Raw genomic sequence first — 21,342 nt, forward strand, 5'->3', positions numbered from 1 at the left:
ACCTGCGCGGGGTGCGACAGTTCAGCCCATCAATAAAACGACCGTGCAGCCTTCAAGGTCAACAGCCCATCACATTGCGAATTGTGTCCGGAGTAGGCTGAGCAGTCACTGCCGCTGAGGCTGGAGCCGCTGTAGATGAGATCCAGGTCAATGCCTTTCCAGGCCCGGGAAAATTGCACCGACCAATCGCTGAAACTGCTGATGGCGCCGTTCTCTACCGAGACCGGCGTGCCCAGTTGATGGGTGGTGTACTTCATGCTGACGCCGATGCCGAAAGGCTGGGTGCCGCCGAGGTCGGCGAACAGGGTGCTGTCCTGGCGGTCGGGGTCATTGCTGAAAGACACGCCAAAGCGGTTGCCCAACAGGTTCAGCCCACCGTAGAACTCCTGGCTGTCGAGGGGGCTGACCTTGGGGTAGCTGTAGTGGATCAAGCCGACTTCGTAGCCCAGGGTCTGGTCGAACGGACGCTTGAAGCCCATGTAGGAGTCGACTTCAAGGTTATTGGCCGACGACAGGCCCATATTCGGGGAAAACTGGCCGAAATACAGGCCGCTGTCGTGGGTAAGGTCCAGGCCACCGTGGAACGAGTCGCTGCCAGGGGTGGTCGGCTTGACCAGGCCCTGGGCCATTGTACGGCTGGGGGTTGTACCTAACTTCAGGTCGAAGTCACCCAATTCGCGCTGGAAGATATGCGCTTGGGCCAAAGGACTGGCGACCAGGAAGCTGACCACGAAAATACAGCGTTTAAGCATGCTTCACTCCATGAAAAGCGAGGAGCAGTAACGGAAGGATTCAGGCGGATGCCCGTGCTAGACGTGTGCAAGGATACCGGCGAATGCCAGGCGTTGAGGCCCGTTCGTCGATTAGCTGCGTATTGAAGGTGTCAGGAGGGGGTTACAACTCTAGTCCTAGCGCCTTGAAGGCAAGACGCTTAGGGACCAGATGCAGTGCGCGGGTAAGACGATTACTTCTTGCCCAGGCTGATCTGCTTGGACGGGCCGAAAGTCTGGCCGCTCACGCCCTTGGCAATTTGCTGGATTTCGCCGCCGGACTTGAGGAACGCAGCAATCTGGCTGTTGATCGATTCGCTGGTTTCAACGGCGGGAGCTGGCTTTGCTTTGCTGTTGGATGCTTTTACACGCATGGCGGCCACTAACCTGTAGAAAATTAACTTGGCCAGGCATCGTACAGGAAATACTTGACAATTGCTTGGCAAATATCCCTCAGGAATAAGACGCAGCGCTGGAAATAGCCGAAGTTCAGCGTCGAAATAAAGCGCTAACTTACTGTTTTAGCTGGAAACCAAAGCCTGGGTCGCGCCCTGGTGGCCTGCTCAAAGTGAACCAAACGATCAGACGAGTGGGGCGCTGCCACTGGAATGCCATGCCAGCCCGCGATTTTTCAGGCGTGCGCGCGTGCAGGGCCCAACTCGGGTAGAATGCCGCCCACGCAATGAGGGTATTGGAAATGGCTTTAGTCGGGCGCTACAACAGCTTGCAAGTGGTCAAGCACACTAACTTTGGTTTGTACCTCGATGGTGCGCAAGACGGGGAAATCCTCTTGCCTAATCGGTATATCCCTAAAGATATTCCCAGTGAAGATGAAGACTGGCTCAACGTTTTCATTTATCTGGACAGCGATGACAAACTTATCGCCACCACCGAAAAGCCCAAAGTTCAAGTTGGTGAATTCGCCAGTTTGAAAGTTGTGGAAGTCAACAGCATTGGCGTATTCCTTGATTGGGGTTTGCCCAAGGATCTGCTGCTGCCGTACTCGGAAGAAAAACGCCAGCTGACCGCGGGTGAGTATTGCGTGGTGCACGTCTACCTCGACAAGCACACCAAGCGCATCACCGCCACCGCTCGCCTTGACCGTTACCTGGACAAGACGCCAGCCAACTACCAGGTGGGCCAGGAAGTCGACTTGCTGGTGGCCGAAGCCACCGACATGGGCTTCAAGGCGATCATCAACAACAAGCACTGGGGCCTGATCCACAAGAACGAAGTGTTCAAGTTCCTGCGCCCGGGCAAGGAAGAGAAGGGGTTCATCAAAGAGATCCGCGCCGATGGCAACATCAGCCTGAGCCTGCAACCGGTGGGCCAGGAAGCGGCCTCCAGCCTGAACTCGAAGATCCTCGCCAAGTTGCGCGACAACAACGGCACCCTGCCGGTCAGCGACAAAAGCGACCCGGCGGTGATCAGCAACTTGTTCGGCGTGAGCAAGGGCAACTTCAAGAAGGCCATTGGCGCGCTCTACAAGCAGGGCCAGATCGTGATTCATGCGGACCGCATTGAACTAAGCTGAGTACACGCTGCTCTCCTGTAGGAGCGAGCTTACTCGCGAAAATATTCCAGGCGCAGTGTGGCGTCGGATGTACGTTTTTCGCGAGCAAGCTCGCTCCTACAGGGTTGTGTCATGTCGAAAAGAACGGTTTTTGCCTACCTCGGCACCTTGCTCGCCTTCCTGGTCCTCGACGGCCTCTGGCTCGGCGTGCTCATGGGGCCTACCTACAAATCCCTGCTCGGCGCGCTGATGCTTGATCAGCCACGCCTGCTGCCTGCGGTATTGTTCTATCTCCTGTATGTCCTCGGTTGCGTAGTATTGGTGATCTTGCCCAGCGCCAGTTGGCAGCGCGCTGCGCGTTTGGGCGCCTTGCTTGGCCTGGTGGCCTACGGCACCTATGACCTGAGCAACTGGGCCACGCTTCAAGGCTGGTCTGCCGGGTTGGCACTGATGGATATGGCGTGGGGCACCTGCCTAACCGCCATTTGCTGCACCGTTGGCCACTTGTGTGCAAATCGGCTGCGCCGGTAGCGGCCGGTTGATCAGTACTGACCCGGCTAATAGCAACCCGGTACCGGCAACGACCAGCGCCGGTTGCAGGCCGCCACTGAGGTGGCTGCTGACCGACGCCAACAGGGGGCCGCTCAATTGGCCGACGGCGAAGCTGGCGGTCAGCAACCCCGTGCTGCGTTGGTAGCCATGGGGCGCGACTTCTCTGAGCCGCGCCATCACCAGTTGCATGCACGCCAGAAATGGCGCACCGCACAGCAACACGCCCAGCGCCAAGCCCCAGCCATTGCCAAGCAGGCAGGCGAACACCCCGGCCGCTTGCAGCCATAAAGTCGCCATCAACCAGCGACGGGTGGTATTCGGGTGCTTGCGGCGCAGGCTCGCCACCCCTACACCCAACGCGGCCGCCAAGCCAAAGCAGGGCCAGAACAGATCGGCCTGCCAGGCGCCTTGGAATTGTGCGCTGGCCATCTGCGACAGAAAGGTCGCCGGGATGATGTAGCCCAGGCCGTACAGGAAATAAATCCAGCACAGGTGCGCGATGCTGCCGTTGCTCCCCGCGCTGGCGACCTGGGTAACCGTGACGGCCGGTTTGGGTAAAAACGGCAGGATCGCCAGCAGCATCACCAGCGCCACCGTCCCGTAGAGCAACCACAGCGTGGCAGAACTTTGCCCCAACAGGTTGGAAACCAACGCCAGCAGCCCCGTCAGCACAATCCCCAACCCCGGCCCTGCAAACACCAACGCACCCAGGCGCGGGCGGCCAGCGGCAATCGCCAGTGGCTGGCTCAGGCTGGTAATCATCACTAGGGCCCAGGCACTGGCGACCCCAGTGCCGAAGCGCAGCAACACGTGCGGCCAGAACCCGTGGGCCCAGTAGGACGCCAGGGTCAGCAATACGCACAGCCACAACCCGCCGTAGAGGCGCCCGCGCACATGCTGATGGCTACGAGCAAAGATCGAGTCCACCGCGCCGACGAAATAACCCAGGTAGTTGGCGGCAGCGAGCAGGCCGGCGCCGGTCAGGTCGATCTGGCCTTCACTGAGCAAATGCGGCATTTGCGGGGTCAGGGCGAAGCGGCCAATGCCCATGGCCATCATCAGGGCGACGAAGCTGGCGAGTAAACGAATCAGCGGGGACATATTCAGGTTTCCTGCAAAGAAGCGAATGCCTTGCAGGCTAAGACGGATTGACTTTCTGTAAAATTGAATAATAGTGAGTAACTTGTTCAGTTTTGGAGAAAGTAATGGAGTTCAGTCAATTGCGCATTTTCCAGGCCGTGGCGGAAGAGGGCTCCATTACCCGCGCCGCCGAGCGCCTGCACCGCGTGCCGTCCAACCTGTCGACCCGGCTTAAACAAATGGAAGAGCAACTGGGCGTCGACCTGTTCGTGCGCGAGCGCCAGCGTTTGCAGCTTTCTCCGGCGGGCAAAGTACTGCTGGACTACAGCACCCGCCTGCTGGCGCTGCACGACGAAGCCCACGGCGCAGTACAAGGCGGGCAACCAGCCGGTGATTTCGTATTGGGCAGCATGTACAGCACGGCCGCTGTGCATTTGCCGAGGCTGCTGGCGCGCTATCACAAGACCTACCCCATGGTGAACCTGCAGGTGCAGTCGGCGCCCAGTGGGGAGTTGCTGGAAGGGCTGATTACCGGGCGCCTGGACGCAGCCTTCGTCGACGGCCCGCTGACCATCGCCACCCTGGATGGCGTACCGCTGTGCGAAGAGCGCCTGGTGCTGATTTGCGAGGCCGACCATCCGCCGGTGCGCGGCCCCCAGGATGTGGCAGGCCGTGCGGTGTTCACGTTCCGGCGCAGTTGCGCCTACCGCACGCGCCTGGAAACCTGGTTTTCCCACGAGCGTGTGGCGATGGGGCGAGCCATCGAGATCGAGTCTTACCAAGGCATGCTCGCCTGCGTGATCGCAGGTTCCGGCGTGGCGTTGATGTCTGAGTCCATGCTCGCAAGCCTGCCCGGCAAGGACAGCGTGTCCGTTCATCCGCTGACCGGGCCTTTTGCCACTGCGACCACCTGGCTGATGTGGCGAAAGGGTATGCTCGGCGCTAACCTCAATGCATGGATCGACCTGCAGCAAGACGGTAATCCGCGATGCGTGCAAGACACACGTGCCATTGCTTGAACGATCCGTCAGGATTCGGATCAATTCAGTAATAGTTCGTTGTGGTTTCCTTCAAGCATTACCTAGGACTTAGGGCTACTATCACTGTAGGAAACGGCGACAGAACTCACGCCGGCCAGCACTACCCTCAAAGGGGGCAATCATGAAAGAGAAAATCCAAAACTGGCTCCACGACCTTGGCGTTGCATTGGGCTTGATCGAGCCTCCGCTGCAACCGGTGCCGATTCGCACGGATGACGAGCAGCGTCGGCCACGTCGCCGCTAAAAAATGTGGGAGCGGGCTTGCTCGCGAAAGCGGTGTGTCAGGCAACGAAAAGGTTGAATGACACACCGCTTTCGCGAGCAAGTCGAATCGTCGCACCGCCGCTCCCACAATTATTTTGTACCCGGCGAAAAAAACGGGCGCGACCTCCGACGTCGCGCCCGCTGAAGAAAATATTCCTGTCCTTGTTATAGCTCAAACCACCGCAGCCGCCACTTTCTCGGGTCGACGTGACAGCAAGCTCACCAGCACAAAGCTCACCAGCGCCACCGCCAGGCTGTAGTAGATCGGCGTGTTTGCATCCAACCCATCTTTGAACATAAACACCAGCGCGGTCACAAAGCCCAGGCTCATGGACGTGATTGCGCCCGTGGTTGTCGCGCGCTTCCAGAAGATCGCGCCGATCAAGGGCACCAACATACCGCCGACCAACAGGTTATAGGCCAGGGTCAGGGCGCTGATCACATCGTTCACCACCAAGGCGATACCCAGCACGGCAATGCCAGTCAACAGGGTGAACAGGCGGTTGATACGCAGACTCGACGCCTTGCCGCCGCGCAGGCGGGGCAGCAGGTCTTCGGTCAACACGGTGGAGGCGGCGAGTAGGCCGGCGCTGGCGGTGGACATCATGGCGGCCAGCGCGGCGGCGATGACCAGGCCGCGAATGCCGTCCGGCAACGAGGCTTTGACGATCGCGGCGAAGGCATTGTTGACATTGTCCAGATCCGGGATCAGCACATGGGCAGCCATGCCGATCAGCGCACAGGCCAGGCCGTACAGGATGCAATAGAAACCGGCGAAAGTGCCTGCGTACTGGGCGACCTTTTCGTCACGGGCGGTGAACACCCGTTGCCAGATATCCTGGCCGATCAGGATGCCGAAGAAGTAGATCATGAAGTAGGTGATGATCGTGTCCCAGCCGATCGCGGTGAAGCTGAAGTTCGACGCTGGCAGCTTGGCCACCAGCTCATCCCAGCCACCGACGCGGTACAGGCAGATCGGCAGCAGGATGAACATCAGGCCGACGGTCTTGATCACAAATTGCACAATATCGGTGAGGGTCAGCGACCACATGCCACCGATGGTCGAATACACCACCACCACGCCACCGCCCACCAGTACCGACATCCAGAACGGCAGGTCGAACAGCACTTGCAGCACCGTGCCGATGGCCAGGATCGAGGTCACGCCGATCATCAGCGCATAGGCCAGCATGATCACCGCGCTGGCCTGGCGGGCCATGGGGTTGTAGCGTTTTTCCAGGACCTGGGTGACGGTGAAGATTTTCAGCTTCAACAGAGGCTTGGCCAGGAACAGGTTCAGGGCAATGATGCCCGCGCCGAGCGCGGCGCACAGCCAGAAACCCGAAATACCATGCACATACCCCAGGCGCACGGTGCCGACGGTGGAGGCACCGCCCAGCACCGTCGCGGCCATGGTGCCCATGTACAGCGATGGGCCGAGGTTGCGGCCGGCGACCAGGTAGTCTTCGTGGGTCTTGGCGCGACGCATGCCGTAGTAGCCGAGCACCAGCATGCCGGCGGCGTAGATGAGTACGACGAATAAATCCAAAGCCATGACGGCGGTTCTCCGATTATATTTTTTATGGGCGATCAGGCGGCAGCTGGCTCGGTAAGCACGCGAGCGAAAGTCAGGTACATCGTTGTGGGGACCTGTTAGATCCCCTTGGTTGTTAATGTGAAGACGCTGTATCAGCGATGCGCGACGCCAGGCAGTACGCAGAGCATTTCGTACAGCAAGTTGGCGCCCAGCAGCGAGGTATTGCCGGTGGTGTCGTAAGGCGGCGACACTTCTACCAGGTCGCAACCAATCAGATCGAGGCCCTGGCAGCCACGGATGATTTCGATGGCCTGGATGGTGGTCAGCCCGCCGATTTCCGGGGTGCCGGTGCCGGGCGCCCAGGCGGGGTCGATGCCGTCGATGTCGAAGCTCAGGTACACCGGGCCGCCGCCGACTTTCTCCCGTACTTCGGCCATCAGCGGCGCGAGGGAGTGATGCCAGCATTCTTCGGCCTGGACCACGCGAAAGCCTTGCTTGCGGCTCCAGTTGAAGTCTTCGGCGGTATACCCCTGGGCCCGCAGGCCGATCTGCACCACGCGGTCGCAATCGAGCAAGCCTTCTTCCACGGCGCGGCGGAAGGTGGTGCCGTGGGCAATTTTCTCGCCGAACATATGGTCGTTGACGTCGGCGTGGGCATCGATGTGCACCAGCCCGACCTTGCCGTGTTTCTTGTGGATCGCCCGCAGGATCGGCAGGGTGATGGTGTGGTCGCCGCCCAAGGTCAGCGGGATGACGTCGTGCTCGAGGATCTCATCGTAGGCCTCTTCGATGATGCGCACCGCGTCGAGCAGGTTGAAGGTGTTGATCGCCACATCGCCGATATCGGCCACCGACAGTGAGTCGAACGGGGCGGCGCCAGTGGCCATGTTATAGGGGCGGATCATCACCGACTCGGCGCGGATTTCCCGAGGGCCGAAGCGCGTACCGGCGCGCAGCGAGGTACCGATATCCAGAGGCACGCCGATGAAGGCGGCGTCCAGGCCCTTGGCTGTTTGCAGGTGGGGAAGACGCATCATGGTGGCGATGCCGGCGAAGCGCGGCATTTCGTTGCCGCCCAGTGGTTGGTGGAGAATCTTGTCCACGGGATTGCCTCATCGTTGTTTTGTTTATTGATGGCCGATTCTGCGAAAAGCCTGGCGTATGAAGAATCGGCAGACGCAAATACTTAGTTCAGATTTTTCTAAACTAAAGCCTGGGTTAAACTCCCTGGATCCTGTAGGAGCGAGCTTGCTCGCTAAAAACGTCAACGATGATGCGCACGCCCAGAATGTGCGCGGCGTCCTCAGGTTTTTCGCGAGCAAGCTCGCTCCTACAGTTGATCGTTCCCACGCTCTGCGTGGGGATGCATCCTGTGATGCTCTGCGTCACGCTTCATTGGAGCCCCCATGGCCAACGCCTTGCCCGACCTGAAACTCCTGCGCATCTTCGTCAGCGTCGTGCGCCATCAAGGGTTCGCCAATGCCCAGCACGAACTCAACCTGTCGACGTCGGCCATCAGCACCTACATGAGCCAACTCGAATCTGCCTTGGGCCTGGTGCTGTGCCATCGAGGCCGAGGTGGCTTCAGCCTGACCAGCAAGGGCGAGCTGTTTCATCAGGAAACCCTGCGCCTGTTGGGCGAACTCGAAGGCTTCGAGCAATACGCCGCTGCGTTGAAAGGCGAATTGCGCGGCACCCTCAAACTCGGTGTGCTCGACTCCACCGTCAGCGACAAGGCCTTGCCGTTTGCCGAAGTGATTGGCGCCTACAGCCTGGAGCACCCGGCTGTGCATTTGCACCTGTCGGTGATGAGCCCCTACGAATTGCAACTGGGGGTACAGGACAACCGCCTGGACTTGGCCATCGGCGCGTTTTCCAACCGCATGAGCGGGCTGATCTACATGCCGCTGTACCGCGAACAGCACTGGTTGTATTGCAGCACCCGGCACCCGCTGTTCAACGAGCGGCGCATCCCGGAGCAAGTGATCACCCAGCAACGCATGGTCGGGCGAGGTTACTGGAGCCAGGCCGAGCTGGCGCGCCACGGCTTCAAGCACAGCGCTGCGACGGTGGAAAGTATGGAAGCGCAACTGATTCTGGTGCTGTCGGGCGCTTATATTGGCTACCTGCCGGAGCATTACGCCCAGGCCTGGGCAGACAAGGGCGACCTGCGTGTTTTGCTGCCGGCCACTTTTGGTTACCAGGCGCCGTTTTCGATGATCATGCGCCGTGGCCGCAGCCGCGAGCCACTGATCCAGACCTTCCGCGATTTGCTCAAGACCCAGCTCAACCAGGCCTGAAAACACCATGTCCCGACCCCACTGCCCGCGCTGCCTGCGCCCGACCTCGCACTGCCTCTGTGCGCTGATCCCCCACCTCGACAGCCGCACCCGCGTGTTGCTGCTGCAGCACCCGAGCGAGGTCGGCCATGCGCTCAATACGGCGCGGTTGGCGGCGTTGGGCCTGAACAACGCGCAGTTGGTGGTGGGGGAGGTGTTTGATGACCTGGCGACGCTATTGAACCCGCCTGGCTATCGGGCACGGCTGTTGTTCCCGGCGGATGACGCCGAGCCGCTGCACGCCTATGCCCCTGACGATCAGCCACTGCTGTTGGTGGTTCCCGATGGCACCTGGCGCAAGGCACGCAAGCTGTTGCACCTCAACCCTTTGCTGGCAGCGTTGCCCCGGGTGACATTGGCCGAAGGCGGCGTTTCCCGCTATCGCTTGCGCAAGGCGCCGGGGCCTGGCGCCTTGTCGACGGTCGAAGCGATCACGCAAGCCTTGCAGGTGCTGGAAGCGCCGACGTCGTTCGAGCCACTGCTCAAACCTTTTGAAGCGCTGATCGAAGGGCAGATTGCTGCGATGGGCGAGGAAGTCTTCCAGCGTAACCATGGCGACCCGACATAAACCCTGCTTATGCCTTTAAGCCATAAGCACCACACTTTGCGTGATATGGCCCGCCGGCCTTTCCCGGTATGATGTGCGCCCCGCAGTCTGGATTGCGAATACGCCATGACCTTGCAGTACCCCACAATCGCCGATTGCGTCGGCAACACGCCCCTGGTCCGCTTGCAACGCATGGCGGGTGAAACCAGCAATACCCTGTTGCTCAAACTCGAGGGCAACAACCCGGCCGGCTCGGTCAAAGACCGCCCGGCGCTGTCGATGATCGCCCGCGCCGAGTTGCGTGGGCAGATCAAGCCCGGCGACACCCTGATCGAAGCCACCTCCGGTAACACCGGGATCGCCCTGGCCATGGCCGCGGCGATCAAAGGCTACAAGATGGTGCTGATCATGCCCGACAACGGCAGTGCCGAGCGCAAGGCGGCGATGACCGCCTATGGCGCCCAGCTCATCCTGGTTACCCAGGAAGAAGGCATGGAAGGCGCTCGCGATCTTGCCGAGCGCATGGCCGCCGAAGGCCGTGGCGTGGTGCTCGATCAGTTCGCCAACGGCGACAACCCCGAGGCGCACTACACCAGCACCGGCCCGGAGATCTGGCGCCAGACCCAGGGCACCATCACCCACTTCGTCAGCTCCATGGGCACCACCGGTACCATCATGGGCAACTCGCGCTACCTCAAGGAGCAGAACCCGGCGATCCAGATCGTCGGCCTGCAACCGATGGAAGGCGCGGCCATCCCGGGTATTCGCCGCTGGCCCGAAGAGTATTTGCCGAAGATCTACAACGCCACGCGGGTAGACCGCATCATCGACATGGCCCAGCGCGAAGCCGAAGACACCACCCGCCGCCTGGCCCGTGAAGAAGGCATCTTCTGCGGCGTGTCCTCCGGTGGCGCCGTGGCCGGTATGTTGCGCTTGTCCAAAGAAGTGGAAAACGCGGTGATCGTCGCGATCATCTGTGACCGAGGCGACCGTTACCTGTCGACCGGCATTTTCGACGAACCCAACTGATGGCCAAGCACGAGAGAGGCCTGCGCTTCCAACCGACGGGCGGCAGCCGGGCCCCACAGATACCCGTGGGCAAGAAACAACGCCTGACCATCGAGCGCCTGGCCAATGACGGCCGGGGCATCGTGTTCTTTGAAGGCCGCACCTGGTTTGTGAATGGCGCGTTGGCCGGTGAAGAGGTGGAAGCACGGGTGTTGGGCGCCCATGGCAAAGTGGTCGAGGCGCGTACCGAACGGGTGTTTCAGGCCAGTGAGTTGCGTCGCCCGGCACCCTGCGCCCATGTTGGCCGCTGCGGCGGTTGCAGCGTGCAGCACCTGCCCCATGAAGAACAACTTGCCCTGAAACAGCGCATGCTTGCCGAGCAATTGTCCCGGGTGGCCGGTGTCGAGCCACAGGAGTGGGCAGCGCCGTTGAGCGGGCCGGAGTTCGGTTACCGGCGCCGCGCCCGCGTGGCCGTACGTTGGGACGCCAAGGCGAAGAAACTCGAAGTGGGTTTTCGCGCCGTGGCCAGCCAGGACATCGTCGCTATCGATGATTGCCCGGTGCTGGTACAGGCCTTGCAACCGATCATGCAGCGTTTGCCAACGATGCTGCGTCGCTTGAGCAAACCGCAGGCGTTGGGGCATGTCGAGTTGTTCAGCGGTTCGTCCATCGCCGTGTTGCTGCGGCATATGGCGCCGTTGTCCGAGGCTGACCTGCAGGTCCTCAAGGAATTCTGCGCCTTCCATGACGCCCAATTGTGGCTGCACGGGGAAGGGCAGCCGGAGCCCGTCGAACCGGGTCAGGCCCTGGGCTTCCGTCTGGATGCCTGGGACCTGGAGCTGGCGTACCGGCCGGGTGACTTTGTGCAGGTCAACGCCGGGGTCAACCAGGCGATGGTCGCCCAGGCCCTGCAATGGCTGGCGCCACAAGCCGACGAACGGGTACTGGACCTGTTTTGCGGCTTGGGCAACTTTGCCCTGCCACTGGCTCGCAATGTGCGCGAAGTGGTGGCGGTGGAGGGCGTACAGGCCATGGTGGAGCGTGCGGCGCTCAATGCCGTCAGCAACCATTTGCATAACGCGCAGTTTTTTCAGGCCGATTTGTCCCAGCCTTTGACCGACGCAGAATGGGCCAAACAGGGCTTTTCTGCGGTACTCTTGGACCCACCCCGCGATGGTGCCCTGGAGGTTGTGCGCAAACTTGCAGCCTTGGGGGCCAAGCGCCTGGTGTATGTGTCCTGCAACCCAGCCACGCTGGCGCGGGACACGGTTGAGTTGGTCAAGCAAGGCTACCGGCTAAAGCGTGCCGGGATCCTCGACATGTTTCCGCAGACCGCGCATGTCGAGGCCATGGCGTTATTTGAAGCGGGCTAGGATGCCCGTTTAATCCGACTGGCCTGCGTTCTCCAGGGCCTGAACACTGCCACGGAGCTCGCAGTAAAAGTCGGCGATGATTTTGGCGCATCGAAGGTGCGTCGTAGGGAAGGTAAGCAAGATGGTACAGGTGAGAGCACACCAGCCGATCAACACCGACGGCAGTATCAATCTCGAGGCATGGCTGGATCATGCCGTCAGTGTCGACCCGGCACTGGACCGTGAAGCCTTGAAAGCAGCCTGCGAGTTCGCTCGTGAGTCTGAACAGCAAGACAATGCGGCCAAGAACCTGTGGGCCGAAGGCACTTCAAGTTTTCGCACCGGCCTGGAAATCGCCGAGATCCTCGCCGATCTCAAGCTGGACCAGGATTCGCTGATCGCCGCCGTGCTCTATCGCGGCGTGCGCGAAGGGCACATTGCGTTGCCGCTGGTCAGCCAGCGTTTCGGCGCGGTGGTGGCCAAGCTGATCGATGGCGTGCTGCGCATGGCGGCCATCAGCGCCAGCCTCAGCCCGCGCCAGTCGATGGTGCTGGGCACCCAGGGGCAGGTAGAGAACCTGCGCAAAATGCTGGTGGCGATGGTCGACGACGTACGCGTCGCCCTGATCAAGCTGGCCGAACGCACCTGCGCGATCCGGGCGGTGAAGACCGCTGATGACGAAAAGCGCAACCGCGTGGCCCGCGAAGTCTTCGACATCTACGCGCCGCTGGCCCATCGCCTGGGCATCGGCCATATCAAGTGGGAGCTGGAGGATTTGTCCTTCCGCTACCTGGAACCCGACCAATACAAACAGATCGCTACGCTGCTGCATGAGCGGCGCCTGGACCGCGAGCGCTTTATCAGCGACGTGATGGGCCAGTTGCGTTCGGAGTTGCAGGCCACCGGCGTGGACGCCGACATCAGCGGCCGCGCCAAGCACATCTATTCCATCTGGCGCAAAATGCAGCGCAAGGGCCTGGCCTTCAGCCAGATCTACGATGTGCGTGCGGTGCGCGTGCTGGTGCCGGAAATGCGCGACTGCTACACCGCGCTGGGTATCGTCCACACGCTGTGGCGGCACATTCCCAAGGAATTCGACGACTACATCGCCAACCCCAAGGAAAACGGCTACCGCTCGCTGCACACGGCGGTAATCGGCCCTGAAGGCAAGGTGCTGGAAGTGCAGATCCGCACCCACGCCATGCACGAAGAGGCCGAGCTGGGGGTGTGCGCGCACTGGCGCTACAAGGGCACCGACGTCAAGGCCGGGTCCAACCAGTACGAAGAGAAAATTTCCTGGCTGCGCCAAGTGCTGGAATGGCACGAAGAGCTCGGCGACATCGGCGGCCTGGCCGAACAGCTGCGGGTGGATATCGAGCCGGACCGGGTCTATATCTTCACGCCCGACGGCCACGCCATCGACCTGCCCAAAGGCGCCACGCCGCTGGACTTCGCCTACCGCGTGCACACCGAAATCGGGCATAACTGCCGCGGCGCCAAGATCAACGGGCGCATCGTGCCGCTCAACTACAGCCTGCAAACCGGTGAACAGGTCGAGATCATCACCAGCAAGCACGGCACGCCGAGCCGCGACTGGCTGAACCCGAACCTGGGCTACATCACCACCTCGCGGGCGCGGGCGAAGATCGTCCACTGGTTCAAACTGCAGGCGCGTGACCAGAACGTCGCCGCCGGCAAGACCTTGCTTGAACGCGAACTGGCGCGCCTGGGCCTGCCTCAGGTGGACTTCGACAAGCTGGCCGAAAAGGCCAACATGAAGATCGCCGAAGACATGTTCGCCGCCCTCGGCGCGGGCGACCTGCGCCTGGCGCAACTGGTCAACCTGGCCCAGCAACTGGTCGAGCCGGAGCGCGGCAACGAACAGCTGGAGCTGATCCCGCGCAAAGCCACTGGCTACAAGCCGGGCAAGCGTGGCGATATCCAGATCCAGGGCGTGGGCAACCTGATGACGCAAATGGCCGGCTGCTGCCAGCCACTGCCGGGCGACGCCATTGTCGGCTACATCACCCAGGGCCGTGGCGTGAGCATTCACCGGCAGGATTGCGCCTCGGTGCTGCAGTTGGGCGGGCGCGAACCGGAGCGGATCATCCAGGTCAGCTGGGGCCCGGTGCCGGTGCTCACGTATCCTGTGGACATCATCATCCGTGCCTACGACCGTTCCGGCCTGTTGCGTGACGTCTCGCAAGTGCTGCTCAACGAGCGGATCAACGTGCTGGCGGTCAACACCCGCTCGAACAAGGAAGACAACACTGCGTTGATGTCGCTGACCATCGAGATTCCGGGGTTGGATGCACTGGGACGGTTGCTGGGGCGGATTTCCCAGTTGCCGAACATCATCGAAACCCGGCGCAACCGCACCCCATGAAAATCTGAATGAACGCGCAGTAACCTGTGGGAGCGGGCTTGCTCGCGAATGCGGTTTGTCAGTGCCGGATGTGTCGACTGGCCCACCGCTTTCGCGAGCAAGCCCGCTCCCACATTGGATTTTCAGTGTTTTCACTCCAGCGGAAAGAGACTGATGTATTCACTCGAAGACCTGCTGCACCTGATGAGCCGCCTGCGCGACCCGCAATACGGCTGCCCGTGGGACATCAAGCAAACCTACGCCACCATCGTCCCGCACACGCTGGAAGAAGCCTATGAAGTGGCCGACGCCATCGAGCGCGGCGATTTCGATCACCTACAAGGCGAGTTGGGCGACCTGCTGTTCCAAGTGGTGTATTACAGCCAGCTGGCCCGGGAAGAAGGGCGCTTCGAATTTGCCGGCGTGATCGACAGCATCACCCGTAAGTTGATTCGCCGGCATCCCCATGTGTTCCCAACCGGCGACCTGTACGCGCCGCTGGATATCCCGCAGTTGAGCGAAGAACAGGTCAAGCAGCGCTGGGAGCAGATCAAGGCTGAGGAACGCGCAGAAAAGTCCGACGCCCCCGAGCAACTCTCCCTGCTCGATGATGTGCCCACCGCCTTACCATCGTTGTCCCGCGCGGCCAAATTGCAAAAGCGCGCCAGCCAGGTCGGCTTCGACTGGCCGTCCGCATTGCCGGTGGTGGACAACGTGCGCGAAGAGTTGGACGAAGTGCTCGAAGCCATGGCCGATAACGACTCGGCAGCCATTGCCGATGAAGTCGGCGACCTGCTGTTTGCCGCGGTCAACCTGGCGCGTCACCTCAAGGTCGACCCGGAAATCGCCTTGCGCGGCGCCAATGCCAAGTTCGAACGACGTTTCCGATTTATCGAACAGGCATTGCGCGATACACACCAACCCATAGAAGATTGCACCCTCGAAGTGTTGGACGCCCTCTGGGGTGAAGCCAAACGTCAGGAAAAGAATGTGTCCAGCTGCGGTTGAGCAGTTGCCTAAGTGAGTAAGCACCATGAGCCTTTCCCTTCGCGACCAGTTGCTCAAAGCAGGTCTGGTCAACCAAAAGCAGGCCAAGCAGGTCGGCAAAGAGAAACAGAAACAGCAGCGCCTGGTCCACAAAGGCCAGGCCGAAGTCGATGACACCCAGGCGCGCCTGGCCGCCGAGGCCCAGGCCGAGAAGGTCAAGCGCGACCAGGAGCTGAACCGTCAGCAGCAGGAAAAAGCCGAGGCCAAGGCGCGTACCGCCCAGGTCAAGCAACTGATCGAGACCTCGCGCCTGCCCAAGCTGACCACCGAGGACTACTACAACTTTGTGGATGACAAGAAGGTCAAGCGCCTGTCGGTCAACACGCTGATGCGCAACAAGCTGAGCAACGGCTCCCTGGCGATCGTGCACCACGGTGGCGGCTACGAGGTGATCCCGCGCGAGGCGGCGCTCAAAATCCAGGAGCGCGCGCCGGAACGTATCGTGCAGCTCAACATCCTCACCGAAAGCCAGGTGCCGGATGAAGACGATCCGTACGCCGCTTACCAGATTCCTGATGATCTGATGTGGTAAGCATCTAGAAACGACAAACCCCGCCAAAAGGCGGGGTTTGTGTTTTAAGCGTGCAGCGTCAGCCTGTTACCAATCCACGGCGTAACTCAGGCTGAAGGTACGACCCTCGGCATTCGGGTACGGTGCGCGGGCGTTGGCCTGGGCGAACATGTTCTGGTAGTTGCGATTGGTGAGGTTGTACACCGCACCTTCCAGGCGGCCTACCGGTAGCCTTACCGAGCCCAGCAGGTCAACCAGGGTGTAGCCTTGGATATCTCGACCGTTGTTGTCCTTGGCCGCCGCGTCGTAATTGGCCAGGCGCATGCCCTGCAAGCGCAGGCTGTAGTCGTCACGCTCATAGCCGACAAAGGCTGTGGTCTTGGCGGGGGAGATGCGGGTGGCAGGCAGGTCGATCCACTTGCCGTTCTGCTGGGTCTCGCCTTTGGCGTACGCGTAAGTACCGCCGACGGACCATTGGTCGGTGATGTTATAGGTCAGGCCGGTTTCGACGCCACGCACGCGTTCTTTCTGATTGATCAGGCGCAGCACACGATCATTGGCATCATAGAACTGCGTGACATCCGAGGTGTTTTCATACGCGGTGACACTGGCCTGCCACTTGTCCCAGTCGCCGCGCCAGCCCAGCTCGTAGCTGTCGACTTTAAGGGCCTGGGCATTGAGGTCCTGGATATCGTATTTGCTGCTCACGTCACGCAGGAAGCGCTGGATATCCGGCAGGGAAAAGCCCTGGCTGAAGTTGACGAACACATCCTGGTTGTCGGTCAGGTGGTACACCGCACCGAGGTTATACAGCGTGTCATCGTATTTGAGCGTGCCACCGGGCAGTGTCGCGCGGTTGCCGGTCTGGACGATTTCGCCGTATGCGATGCTGTCGGAGACCTTGCTCTCAATCCACTCGCGACGTACGCCACCGCGCAAGGTCCAGTTGTCGATGTCGTAGGACAGCTGGCCAAAGATGGCTTTGGTGGTGGTCTCGATATCTGGGCCCAGTTCGAACGTGGTACCGGTTTTGGTGTAGGTCAGGCCATTGACCCGGTATTGGTCGCCACGCTGGCGTGAGGTTTCATGGTCGTAGTCCGCGCCCCATACCAGGTTGCCCGTTGCCGGGCCGATGTCTGGCATCTGGGTATCGATCGCCGCACGCAAACCGTAGACATCCTGCACGCTGTTGTTGTCTGACACGCCTGCCCGGCCTCGGGACAGGTCTGGGAAGAACAGTGCATCCGCCCGCCGCCAGTAACTTTCGACCTGCAAACCCTGGCCGTAAAAATCCTTGTCGGCGTAGTTGAGGTTGACCGCCTGGTTATGGGTGTAGGGTTGGTCGCCAAGGTCCAGGCCTTTTACGGCGACTGCGTCGCTGGTGATGCGTGGGTTCTTGGTGTAGCGGGTGTCTTGTTCGTCCTTGTAGTCTTGCAGCGACAGGCTGATCTTCTTGTCGTCATCAAGCTCATAGCCGAAGCGACCTTGCAGGTCGTAGGTATCGGTGTCCATGTTGCTGCCCTGGGACGTGTCCTGGGGAATGCGTTTGCCATTACCGTCGAACTGATCGTTGCGCTGCACGGTGTTGCCCGAGAGGTACCAGTCCACCGGGCCCTTGCGGCCCGTGGCGCTTTGGAACGCCTGGTAAGCGAAACCCTTGTGGCTGAAGTTGTTGCCGGCGGTCATGCCGATCTTGCTGCTGAACGCCAGGTCTTCACCTTGGTTGCGCTTGGTGATGATGTTGATGATGCCGCCCGATGCGCCTGCGCCGTAGACACTGCTGGCGCCGGAGATCACTTCGATACGCTCGATGCTTTCTGGTGCCACGCTGTTGAGCTGGCGGAAGTTATCGCGGGTGGCGTTTTGCGAAACCCCGTCGATCAGGATCAGGGTATTACGCCCGCGAAGCGTCTGGCCGAAGTTGCTCATGCCGCCGCTGGAAGGCGCAATGCCAGGCACCAGTTGGCCGAGGATATCGGCGACCCGACGTCCTGCACCCGTCTGCTGGCGGATTTGCTCTTGATTGATCACCTGCACCGAGCCTGGAATCTGCGCAATGCTGGTTTCACTGCGCGTGGCCGATACCACTGTCGCCTGCAGTTGCAGGCTGGTCGGCGTTGCCGGTGCCTGCTCGGTCTGATCGGCCCAGGCAGGGGCGCTTATCGACCCAAGAAGTGGCAGCAGTACTGCCCATTGCGATGTGTTCATGATCATGTCTCAGAGTTATTAGAAGTATTGACAGAAAAATCGGATGTCTCAGGCGCTCGCGCAAATGCACGGATGACTCGGATACTCGCGGCGGCCAGGGCATAGGTCAGTGCGACCAGCCAGAAGCTGTGCGCCAGGCCCACCCACCCCATGCCGATACCGCCCAACAAGGCGCCGCACAGCGCACCGGCTTTGGCGGCGCTGTTGCCCATGCCCAGGGCAAAACCCTGCTGGTTGTGCGCTACGGTAGTGGCGATCAGTGTGTAGGCCACGGGCAACAAAGCACCCTGCCACACGCCCCACAGCAGCCGGCTGGCGATGAACCCCACCCACTCACTGGCCAGCGCCGTGCAGGCCAGCGTGAAGGCGCAGGCCCACGTGACCCACTCGATGATGCGCAGCGTATGGGCTGGCTGATGCCGATCGAACAGGCGGCCCCACAACGGCGCGGACAGCGCCAGGGTCAAGGCGCTGGCGCCATAGCTGGCGCCGATCAGCCACGCGGGTGCGTGCAAAACCTCGGCGACATACAGGGCGTAAAACGGTTGCGGCATCATCCTGGCTGCCTGGATCAATACGATGATCCCCAGCATCGCGCCAATCCAGCCTTTGGGGAGTGCGGCAGGCTTGGACGTGCGGGCAGGTCTCGATCGTGGTGAGTCGCTGGGTAAGAACGCGCTGATTATCGCGCACAACAGGCAGACGCCGGTGGCGCTGTAGCACAGCAATGCGAAACCGGATATGTCCATCAGCCAGCCGCCCAACACCGGCCCGGCCAGGGAGCCTACGGCGGTGGCTGATTGCAGCCGGGCAAGAATGTGCCCCCGTCCGCCGTCGCCGCAGCAGGCCAGCGCGTAAGCTTGGGCAGCGGCGATGAAACCAGCCAATGCGCCTTGTACCACGCGGATGACCACCAGCCACCATGGATCAGGCGTAATCGCAGCCAGCGCCTGGCATACCGCCAATGCCAGTAACGCACGGATAATCATGAGCTTATGGCCGGTGCGGTCGCCGAGTCTTCCCCACATAGGCGTGAGGATCATCGCCGCCATCATTGGCCCTGCATACACCAGCGAAGACAGCAGGCCTGTGTACTGGGCATTGGCAACGCCCAGCAGCTTCTGGATTTGCAGCGGCCAGAACGGGCCGCTCATTTCCATCGCTCCCATCGACACCAACTGAATCACCACCAGCAGCCGCAGCGCTGTGTTGTTAGTCGGCATTGGCGGCCGCGCTCAACGGGTTAGGCAGGCGCCCGACGATATCGGCATGGCTCTCCAGCAGGCGCATGCGCATGAACGACTTGGCCGGCCACGCGTGCTCCAGCAGTGCTTCGCGCTCGGTGGTCCAGCGCTGTGGATCAACCTGCGTGCGCAGGTCGTCAAAACACTGGCTGACCTGAGCCGACAGTTCATCCCAGAGCAGCGCCTGGGGGATGTCGAAGTGGCGCGCGGCAAGCAGGATGAGCTCGCCCAGATGGCACATGAATACGGTGTGCAGGAGTTTGTCCCGTACGAAACCGGCGTCGTCGTACAGCGTCATCTTCGGGTCGTGCAGTTCAATGTCCAGGCCGTGGGCGTGCAAGGTCTTGCGGTCGATTCGGATATCGCCGAAGTCGCGCAACAGCAGGCGGCTCAATTGTCCGTCTGCGGCCATCACCATGAACGAGTTCTGTTGATGGGCCTCAAAAGCGATGCCATAACGCAGGTACATGCCCAGCAGTGCTGGCACGGTGATCGCTGCGTAGTCATGGAAGAACGCGAGCATGGCCGCGACGTCATCCTTGCCTTGGCTCAGGCGCACCCATTGGCGTAGCAGTGGCTGGCCGTGTTGATCAATGGCAAACAGGCTGCCCACTGGCACGGCCATTTCCCCAGGCTGGAGCTGGCTCTGGGGATTGTCGCGATAGAGCACTGCCAAGTGGCGGGAGTGCTCGTCATTGGCCGGTTGTGGCTGGAAATGCACACCGATCCGCTCGGGAACGATGTTCAGGCGTTGTTGAATCGCAGGCTCGCGCTCCAGGATGCTCAGCAGCAGATGGCTGATCCGTGGGCCCATGCGCGCTGAACGCGGCGATACGGTGCGCTGTACGCTGGTCAGTCGCAGTGACACGGGCAGCTTGACCATCGGCGCATCGCAACGGCCTTCAGGCAACACGGTCCTGAATGACATGGTGGGGTGGGCGGTAAACGCGACGATATCGGTCAGCACCAGCAGCTTGTCACCGATTTCGTTGGCGAACAGTTGGGGCAGCTCCTGGCGTGCCTGCCAAGGGTGGGCGGGCAATGGCAGATAATCGCTTGCCTGAAGGCCCTGTGCTTGCAGGACTGCGGTCAGTTGCTGTGCCGCTTGCGGGAAGTGCTCGCTCCACCACTGCCAGTAATCGGCGGTACCGGCCAACTTTTCGACATGGGCAAATTGGCGATGTAGCGCACACAGCAGCACTGGGAAGCGTGCTTCGAACTCTGGCGAATAGTCGATGACTTGCTCGGTATTCAGGCCCAGCTTGGTCTTGTAGTTGGGATGCCATGGGTGACCCAATGTTCCCCACTGTTCAAGCACGGAAGTCGGGTTGATAACGCTCGGGCTGTTTTTGAGATGACTCAGCAGGTTGTCTTGGTGCGCCGGGCCCATGGACGCCTGCAACTTGAGCGTCCATTGCTCATGGAAGGCCAGGCACAAGGTGTCGTTGATGAAGCTGTCGTCGATCTCAACGTTGAGGCGGTTGAGCACTTCCCGGTCGGCAGGCGAATCAAGGCTGGCGTTAAGCAACGTCAACAACTGTGAGGGGAACTGGATTTTCTGTTCGGGCTGGCCTTCGCGCAACAGGATGACTTCGCCGCGCAGGTCCCAGCTTGCCATGCGGCCAGGACGCAAATGTTCGAAACGCAGTCGGGCCTGGCAAGGCAGTGTCAGTGAGCAATGCCCGTGTTCGTCATAAATGAGGGTGCTGGGGTCCAGCAGGCTTTCACGAAACAAAGCTTGGATCAGGCGTTGGAAGCTACGTTCGGCGGCGGGTGCCAGCGTTTTGATCAGGGCTTGGAGGCTGATGTGGCTGGCCTGAAATTGCGCGGTGGCAAGTGCTTCGCTCCAGCGTTTCAGTAACGCGTTTTCCGGCTTGCTGCTGTTTCCATGCATCAAATTGATTCCCTGATTCGTGAGCCTGAATGAAAAGCGAACGAATGATATCGAGAATCATTATTTGTGTG

Annotated in this window: 19 protein-coding genes and 1 pseudogene; 12 read left to right on the top strand and 8 right to left on the bottom strand. The window is 60.9% G+C overall.

Annotated elements, in window-relative coordinates:
• Window positions 1-29 precede the first annotated feature (29 nt).
• Window positions 30-752, bottom strand: coding sequence for a TorF family putative porin (locus PSH76_RS06625; RefSeq protein WP_098950698.1), 723 nt, complete (start codon window positions 750-752; stop codon window positions 30-32).
• A 212-nt stretch (window positions 753-964) separates the two neighbouring features.
• Window positions 965-1,144, bottom strand: coding sequence for a hypothetical protein (locus PSH76_RS06630; RefSeq protein WP_003193095.1), 180 nt, complete (start codon window positions 1,142-1,144; stop codon window positions 965-967).
• A 323-nt stretch (window positions 1,145-1,467) separates the two neighbouring features.
• On the opposite strand from PSH76_RS06630, the gene PSH76_RS06635 reads away from it, so the two are divergent.
• Both PSH76_RS06635 and PSH76_RS06640 read left to right on the top strand, forming a co-directional pair.
• A complete protein-coding gene (locus PSH76_RS06635; protein ID WP_019820451.1) occupies window positions 1,468-2,304 on the top strand; it encodes a S1 RNA-binding domain-containing protein in 837 nt (278 codons plus the stop codon).
• Window positions 2,305-2,415: 111 nt separating this feature from the next.
• Window positions 2,416-2,814 (top strand): DUF2177 family protein, encoded by a 399-nt coding sequence (locus PSH76_RS06640; protein ID WP_138762318.1) that lies wholly within the window; start codon window positions 2,416-2,418, stop codon window positions 2,812-2,814.
• Here the strand turns inward: PSH76_RS06640 and PSH76_RS06645 are convergent.
• Complete coding sequence (locus PSH76_RS06645) at window positions 2,758-3,936, bottom strand: MFS transporter (protein WP_305493777.1); 1,179 nt, start codon at window positions 3,934-3,936, stop codon at window positions 2,758-2,760. The two genes, PSH76_RS06640 and PSH76_RS06645, sit on opposite strands and share 57 nt — an antisense overlap.
• Before the next feature lie 104 nt (window positions 3,937-4,040).
• Here PSH76_RS06645 and PSH76_RS06650 point away from each other — a divergent pair, with 104 nt between their 5' ends.
• A complete protein-coding gene (locus tag PSH76_RS06650; RefSeq protein WP_032895875.1) occupies window positions 4,041-4,934 on the top strand; it encodes a LysR family transcriptional regulator in 894 nt (297 codons plus the stop codon).
• A gap of 142 nt (window positions 4,935-5,076) precedes the next feature.
• A complete protein-coding gene (locus PSH76_RS06655) occupies window positions 5,077-5,199 on the top strand; it encodes a PA1414 family protein (RefSeq protein WP_003193089.1) in 123 nt (40 codons plus the stop codon).
• Between the two features lie 192 nt (window positions 5,200-5,391).
• On the opposite strand, the gene PSH76_RS06660 is transcribed toward PSH76_RS06655, so the two are convergent.
• Window positions 5,392-6,774 carry a sodium:solute symporter gene (locus tag PSH76_RS06660; RefSeq protein WP_305493778.1) on the bottom strand — a complete coding sequence of 461 codons (1,383 nt, stop codon included), beginning with the start codon at window positions 6,772-6,774 and terminating at the stop codon, window positions 5,392-5,394.
• A gap of 134 nt (window positions 6,775-6,908) precedes the next feature.
• Window positions 6,909-7,859 (bottom strand): agmatinase, encoded by a 951-nt coding sequence (gene speB, locus PSH76_RS06665; protein ID WP_003193086.1) that lies wholly within the window; start codon window positions 7,857-7,859, stop codon window positions 6,909-6,911.
• 124 nt (window positions 7,860-7,983) lie between these two features.
• Between speB and PSH76_RS06670 the strand changes: the two are divergent.
• The 8 genes and pseudogenes from PSH76_RS06670 to PSH76_RS06705 form a co-directional block, all read left to right on the top strand.
• Window positions 7,984-8,094: pseudogene (locus PSH76_RS06670) on the top strand (outer membrane lipoprotein carrier protein LolA); the annotation flags it as partial.
• A 68-nt stretch (window positions 8,095-8,162) separates the two neighbouring features.
• Window positions 8,163-9,056 (top strand): LysR family transcriptional regulator, encoded by an 894-nt coding sequence (locus tag PSH76_RS06675; RefSeq protein ID WP_034108063.1) that lies wholly within the window; start codon window positions 8,163-8,165, stop codon window positions 9,054-9,056.
• Between the two features lie 7 nt (window positions 9,057-9,063).
• Window positions 9,064-9,663, top strand: a complete 600-nt coding sequence (locus tag PSH76_RS06680) for a tRNA-uridine aminocarboxypropyltransferase (protein WP_305493779.1) — start codon at window positions 9,064-9,066, stop codon at window positions 9,661-9,663.
• A gap of 105 nt (window positions 9,664-9,768) precedes the next feature.
• The gene (gene cysM / locus PSH76_RS06685; protein WP_003193080.1) at window positions 9,769-10,671 is read left to right on the top strand and encodes a cysteine synthase CysM; all 903 of its coding nucleotides are present in this window, start codon (window positions 9,769-9,771) and stop codon (window positions 10,669-10,671) included.
• Window positions 10,671-12,023, top strand: a complete 1,353-nt coding sequence (rlmD, locus tag PSH76_RS06690) for a 23S rRNA (uracil(1939)-C(5))-methyltransferase RlmD (protein WP_098950702.1) — start codon at window positions 10,671-10,673, stop codon at window positions 12,021-12,023. The genes cysM and rlmD overlap by 1 nt, the downstream gene beginning before the upstream one ends.
• Window positions 12,024-12,144: 121 nt before the next feature.
• On the top strand, window positions 12,145-14,388 hold the full coding sequence (relA, locus tag PSH76_RS06695; protein ID WP_003193076.1) for a GTP diphosphokinase: 2,244 nt from the start codon (window positions 12,145-12,147) through the stop codon (window positions 14,386-14,388).
• Between the two features lie 153 nt (window positions 14,389-14,541).
• Complete coding sequence (gene mazG / locus PSH76_RS06700) at window positions 14,542-15,375, top strand: nucleoside triphosphate pyrophosphohydrolase (RefSeq protein ID WP_305493780.1); 834 nt, start codon at window positions 14,542-14,544, stop codon at window positions 15,373-15,375.
• Between the two features lie 25 nt (window positions 15,376-15,400).
• Complete coding sequence (locus tag PSH76_RS06705) at window positions 15,401-15,946, top strand: DUF2058 domain-containing protein (protein WP_003193073.1); 546 nt, start codon at window positions 15,401-15,403, stop codon at window positions 15,944-15,946.
• A gap of 66 nt (window positions 15,947-16,012) precedes the next feature.
• On the opposite strand, the gene PSH76_RS06710 is transcribed toward PSH76_RS06705, so the two are convergent.
• From PSH76_RS06710 to PSH76_RS06720, 3 genes are read right to left on the bottom strand one after another with little or no spacing between them, the layout of a single operon-like run.
• Complete coding sequence (locus PSH76_RS06710; protein WP_305493781.1) at window positions 16,013-18,133, bottom strand: TonB-dependent receptor; 2,121 nt, start codon at window positions 18,131-18,133, stop codon at window positions 16,013-16,015.
• A gap of 2 nt (window positions 18,134-18,135) precedes the next feature.
• Entirely contained in the window at window positions 18,136-19,356 is a 1,221-nt protein-coding gene (locus PSH76_RS06715) for an MFS transporter (RefSeq protein ID WP_305493782.1), read from the bottom strand.
• On the bottom strand, window positions 19,346-21,271 hold the full coding sequence (locus PSH76_RS06720; protein ID WP_305493783.1) for an IucA/IucC family siderophore biosynthesis protein: 1,926 nt from the start codon (window positions 21,269-21,271) through the stop codon (window positions 19,346-19,348). The genes PSH76_RS06715 and PSH76_RS06720 overlap by 11 nt, the downstream gene beginning before the upstream one ends.
• Window positions 21,272-21,342 lie beyond the last annotated feature (71 nt).

Origin of the sequence: Pseudomonas sp. FP215 (assembly GCF_030687795.1) — a bacterium.
GTDB lineage: Bacteria > Pseudomonadota > Gammaproteobacteria > Pseudomonadales > Pseudomonadaceae > Aquipseudomonas > Aquipseudomonas salmasensis.

What these genes read in the sequence shown, in the direction of transcription:
- PSH76_RS06625 (WP_098950698.1), bottom strand. Translation starts at nt 752, where the DNA reads ATGCTTAAACGCTGTATTTTCGTGGTCAGCTTCCTGGTCGCCAGTCCT.
- PSH76_RS06630 (WP_003193095.1), bottom strand. Translation starts at nt 1,144, where the DNA reads ATGCGTGTAAAAGCATCCAACAGCAAAGCAAAGCCAGCTCCCGCCGTT.
- PSH76_RS06635 (WP_019820451.1), top strand. Translation starts at nt 1,468, where the DNA reads ATGGCTTTAGTCGGGCGCTACAACAGCTTGCAAGTGGTCAAGCACACT.
- PSH76_RS06640 (WP_138762318.1), top strand. Translation starts at nt 2,416, where the DNA reads ATGTCGAAAAGAACGGTTTTTGCCTACCTCGGCACCTTGCTCGCCTTC.
- PSH76_RS06645 (WP_305493777.1), bottom strand. Translation starts at nt 3,936, where the DNA reads ATGTCCCCGCTGATTCGTTTACTCGCCAGCTTCGTCGCCCTGATGATG.
- PSH76_RS06650 (WP_032895875.1), top strand. Translation starts at nt 4,041, where the DNA reads ATGGAGTTCAGTCAATTGCGCATTTTCCAGGCCGTGGCGGAAGAGGGC.
- PSH76_RS06655 (WP_003193089.1), top strand. Translation starts at nt 5,077, where the DNA reads ATGAAAGAGAAAATCCAAAACTGGCTCCACGACCTTGGCGTTGCATTG.
- PSH76_RS06660 (WP_305493778.1), bottom strand. Translation starts at nt 6,774, where the DNA reads ATGGCTTTGGATTTATTCGTCGTACTCATCTACGCCGCCGGCATGCTG.
- PSH76_RS06675 (WP_034108063.1), top strand. Translation starts at nt 8,163, where the DNA reads ATGGCCAACGCCTTGCCCGACCTGAAACTCCTGCGCATCTTCGTCAGC.
- PSH76_RS06680 (WP_305493779.1), top strand. Translation starts at nt 9,064, where the DNA reads ATGTCCCGACCCCACTGCCCGCGCTGCCTGCGCCCGACCTCGCACTGC.
- cysM (WP_003193080.1), top strand. Translation starts at nt 9,769, where the DNA reads ATGACCTTGCAGTACCCCACAATCGCCGATTGCGTCGGCAACACGCCC.
- rlmD (WP_098950702.1), top strand. Translation starts at nt 10,671, where the DNA reads ATGGCCAAGCACGAGAGAGGCCTGCGCTTCCAACCGACGGGCGGCAGC.
- relA (WP_003193076.1), top strand. Translation starts at nt 12,145, where the DNA reads ATGGTACAGGTGAGAGCACACCAGCCGATCAACACCGACGGCAGTATC.
- mazG (WP_305493780.1), top strand. Translation starts at nt 14,542, where the DNA reads ATGTATTCACTCGAAGACCTGCTGCACCTGATGAGCCGCCTGCGCGAC.
- PSH76_RS06705 (WP_003193073.1), top strand. Translation starts at nt 15,401, where the DNA reads ATGAGCCTTTCCCTTCGCGACCAGTTGCTCAAAGCAGGTCTGGTCAAC.
- PSH76_RS06710 (WP_305493781.1), bottom strand. Translation starts at nt 18,133, where the DNA reads ATGAACACATCGCAATGGGCAGTACTGCTGCCACTTCTTGGGTCGATA.
- PSH76_RS06715 (WP_305493782.1), bottom strand. Translation starts at nt 19,356, where the DNA reads ATGCCGACTAACAACACAGCGCTGCGGCTGCTGGTGGTGATTCAGTTG.
- PSH76_RS06720 (WP_305493783.1), bottom strand. Translation starts at nt 21,271, where the DNA reads ATGCATGGAAACAGCAGCAAGCCGGAAAACGCGTTACTGAAACGCTGG.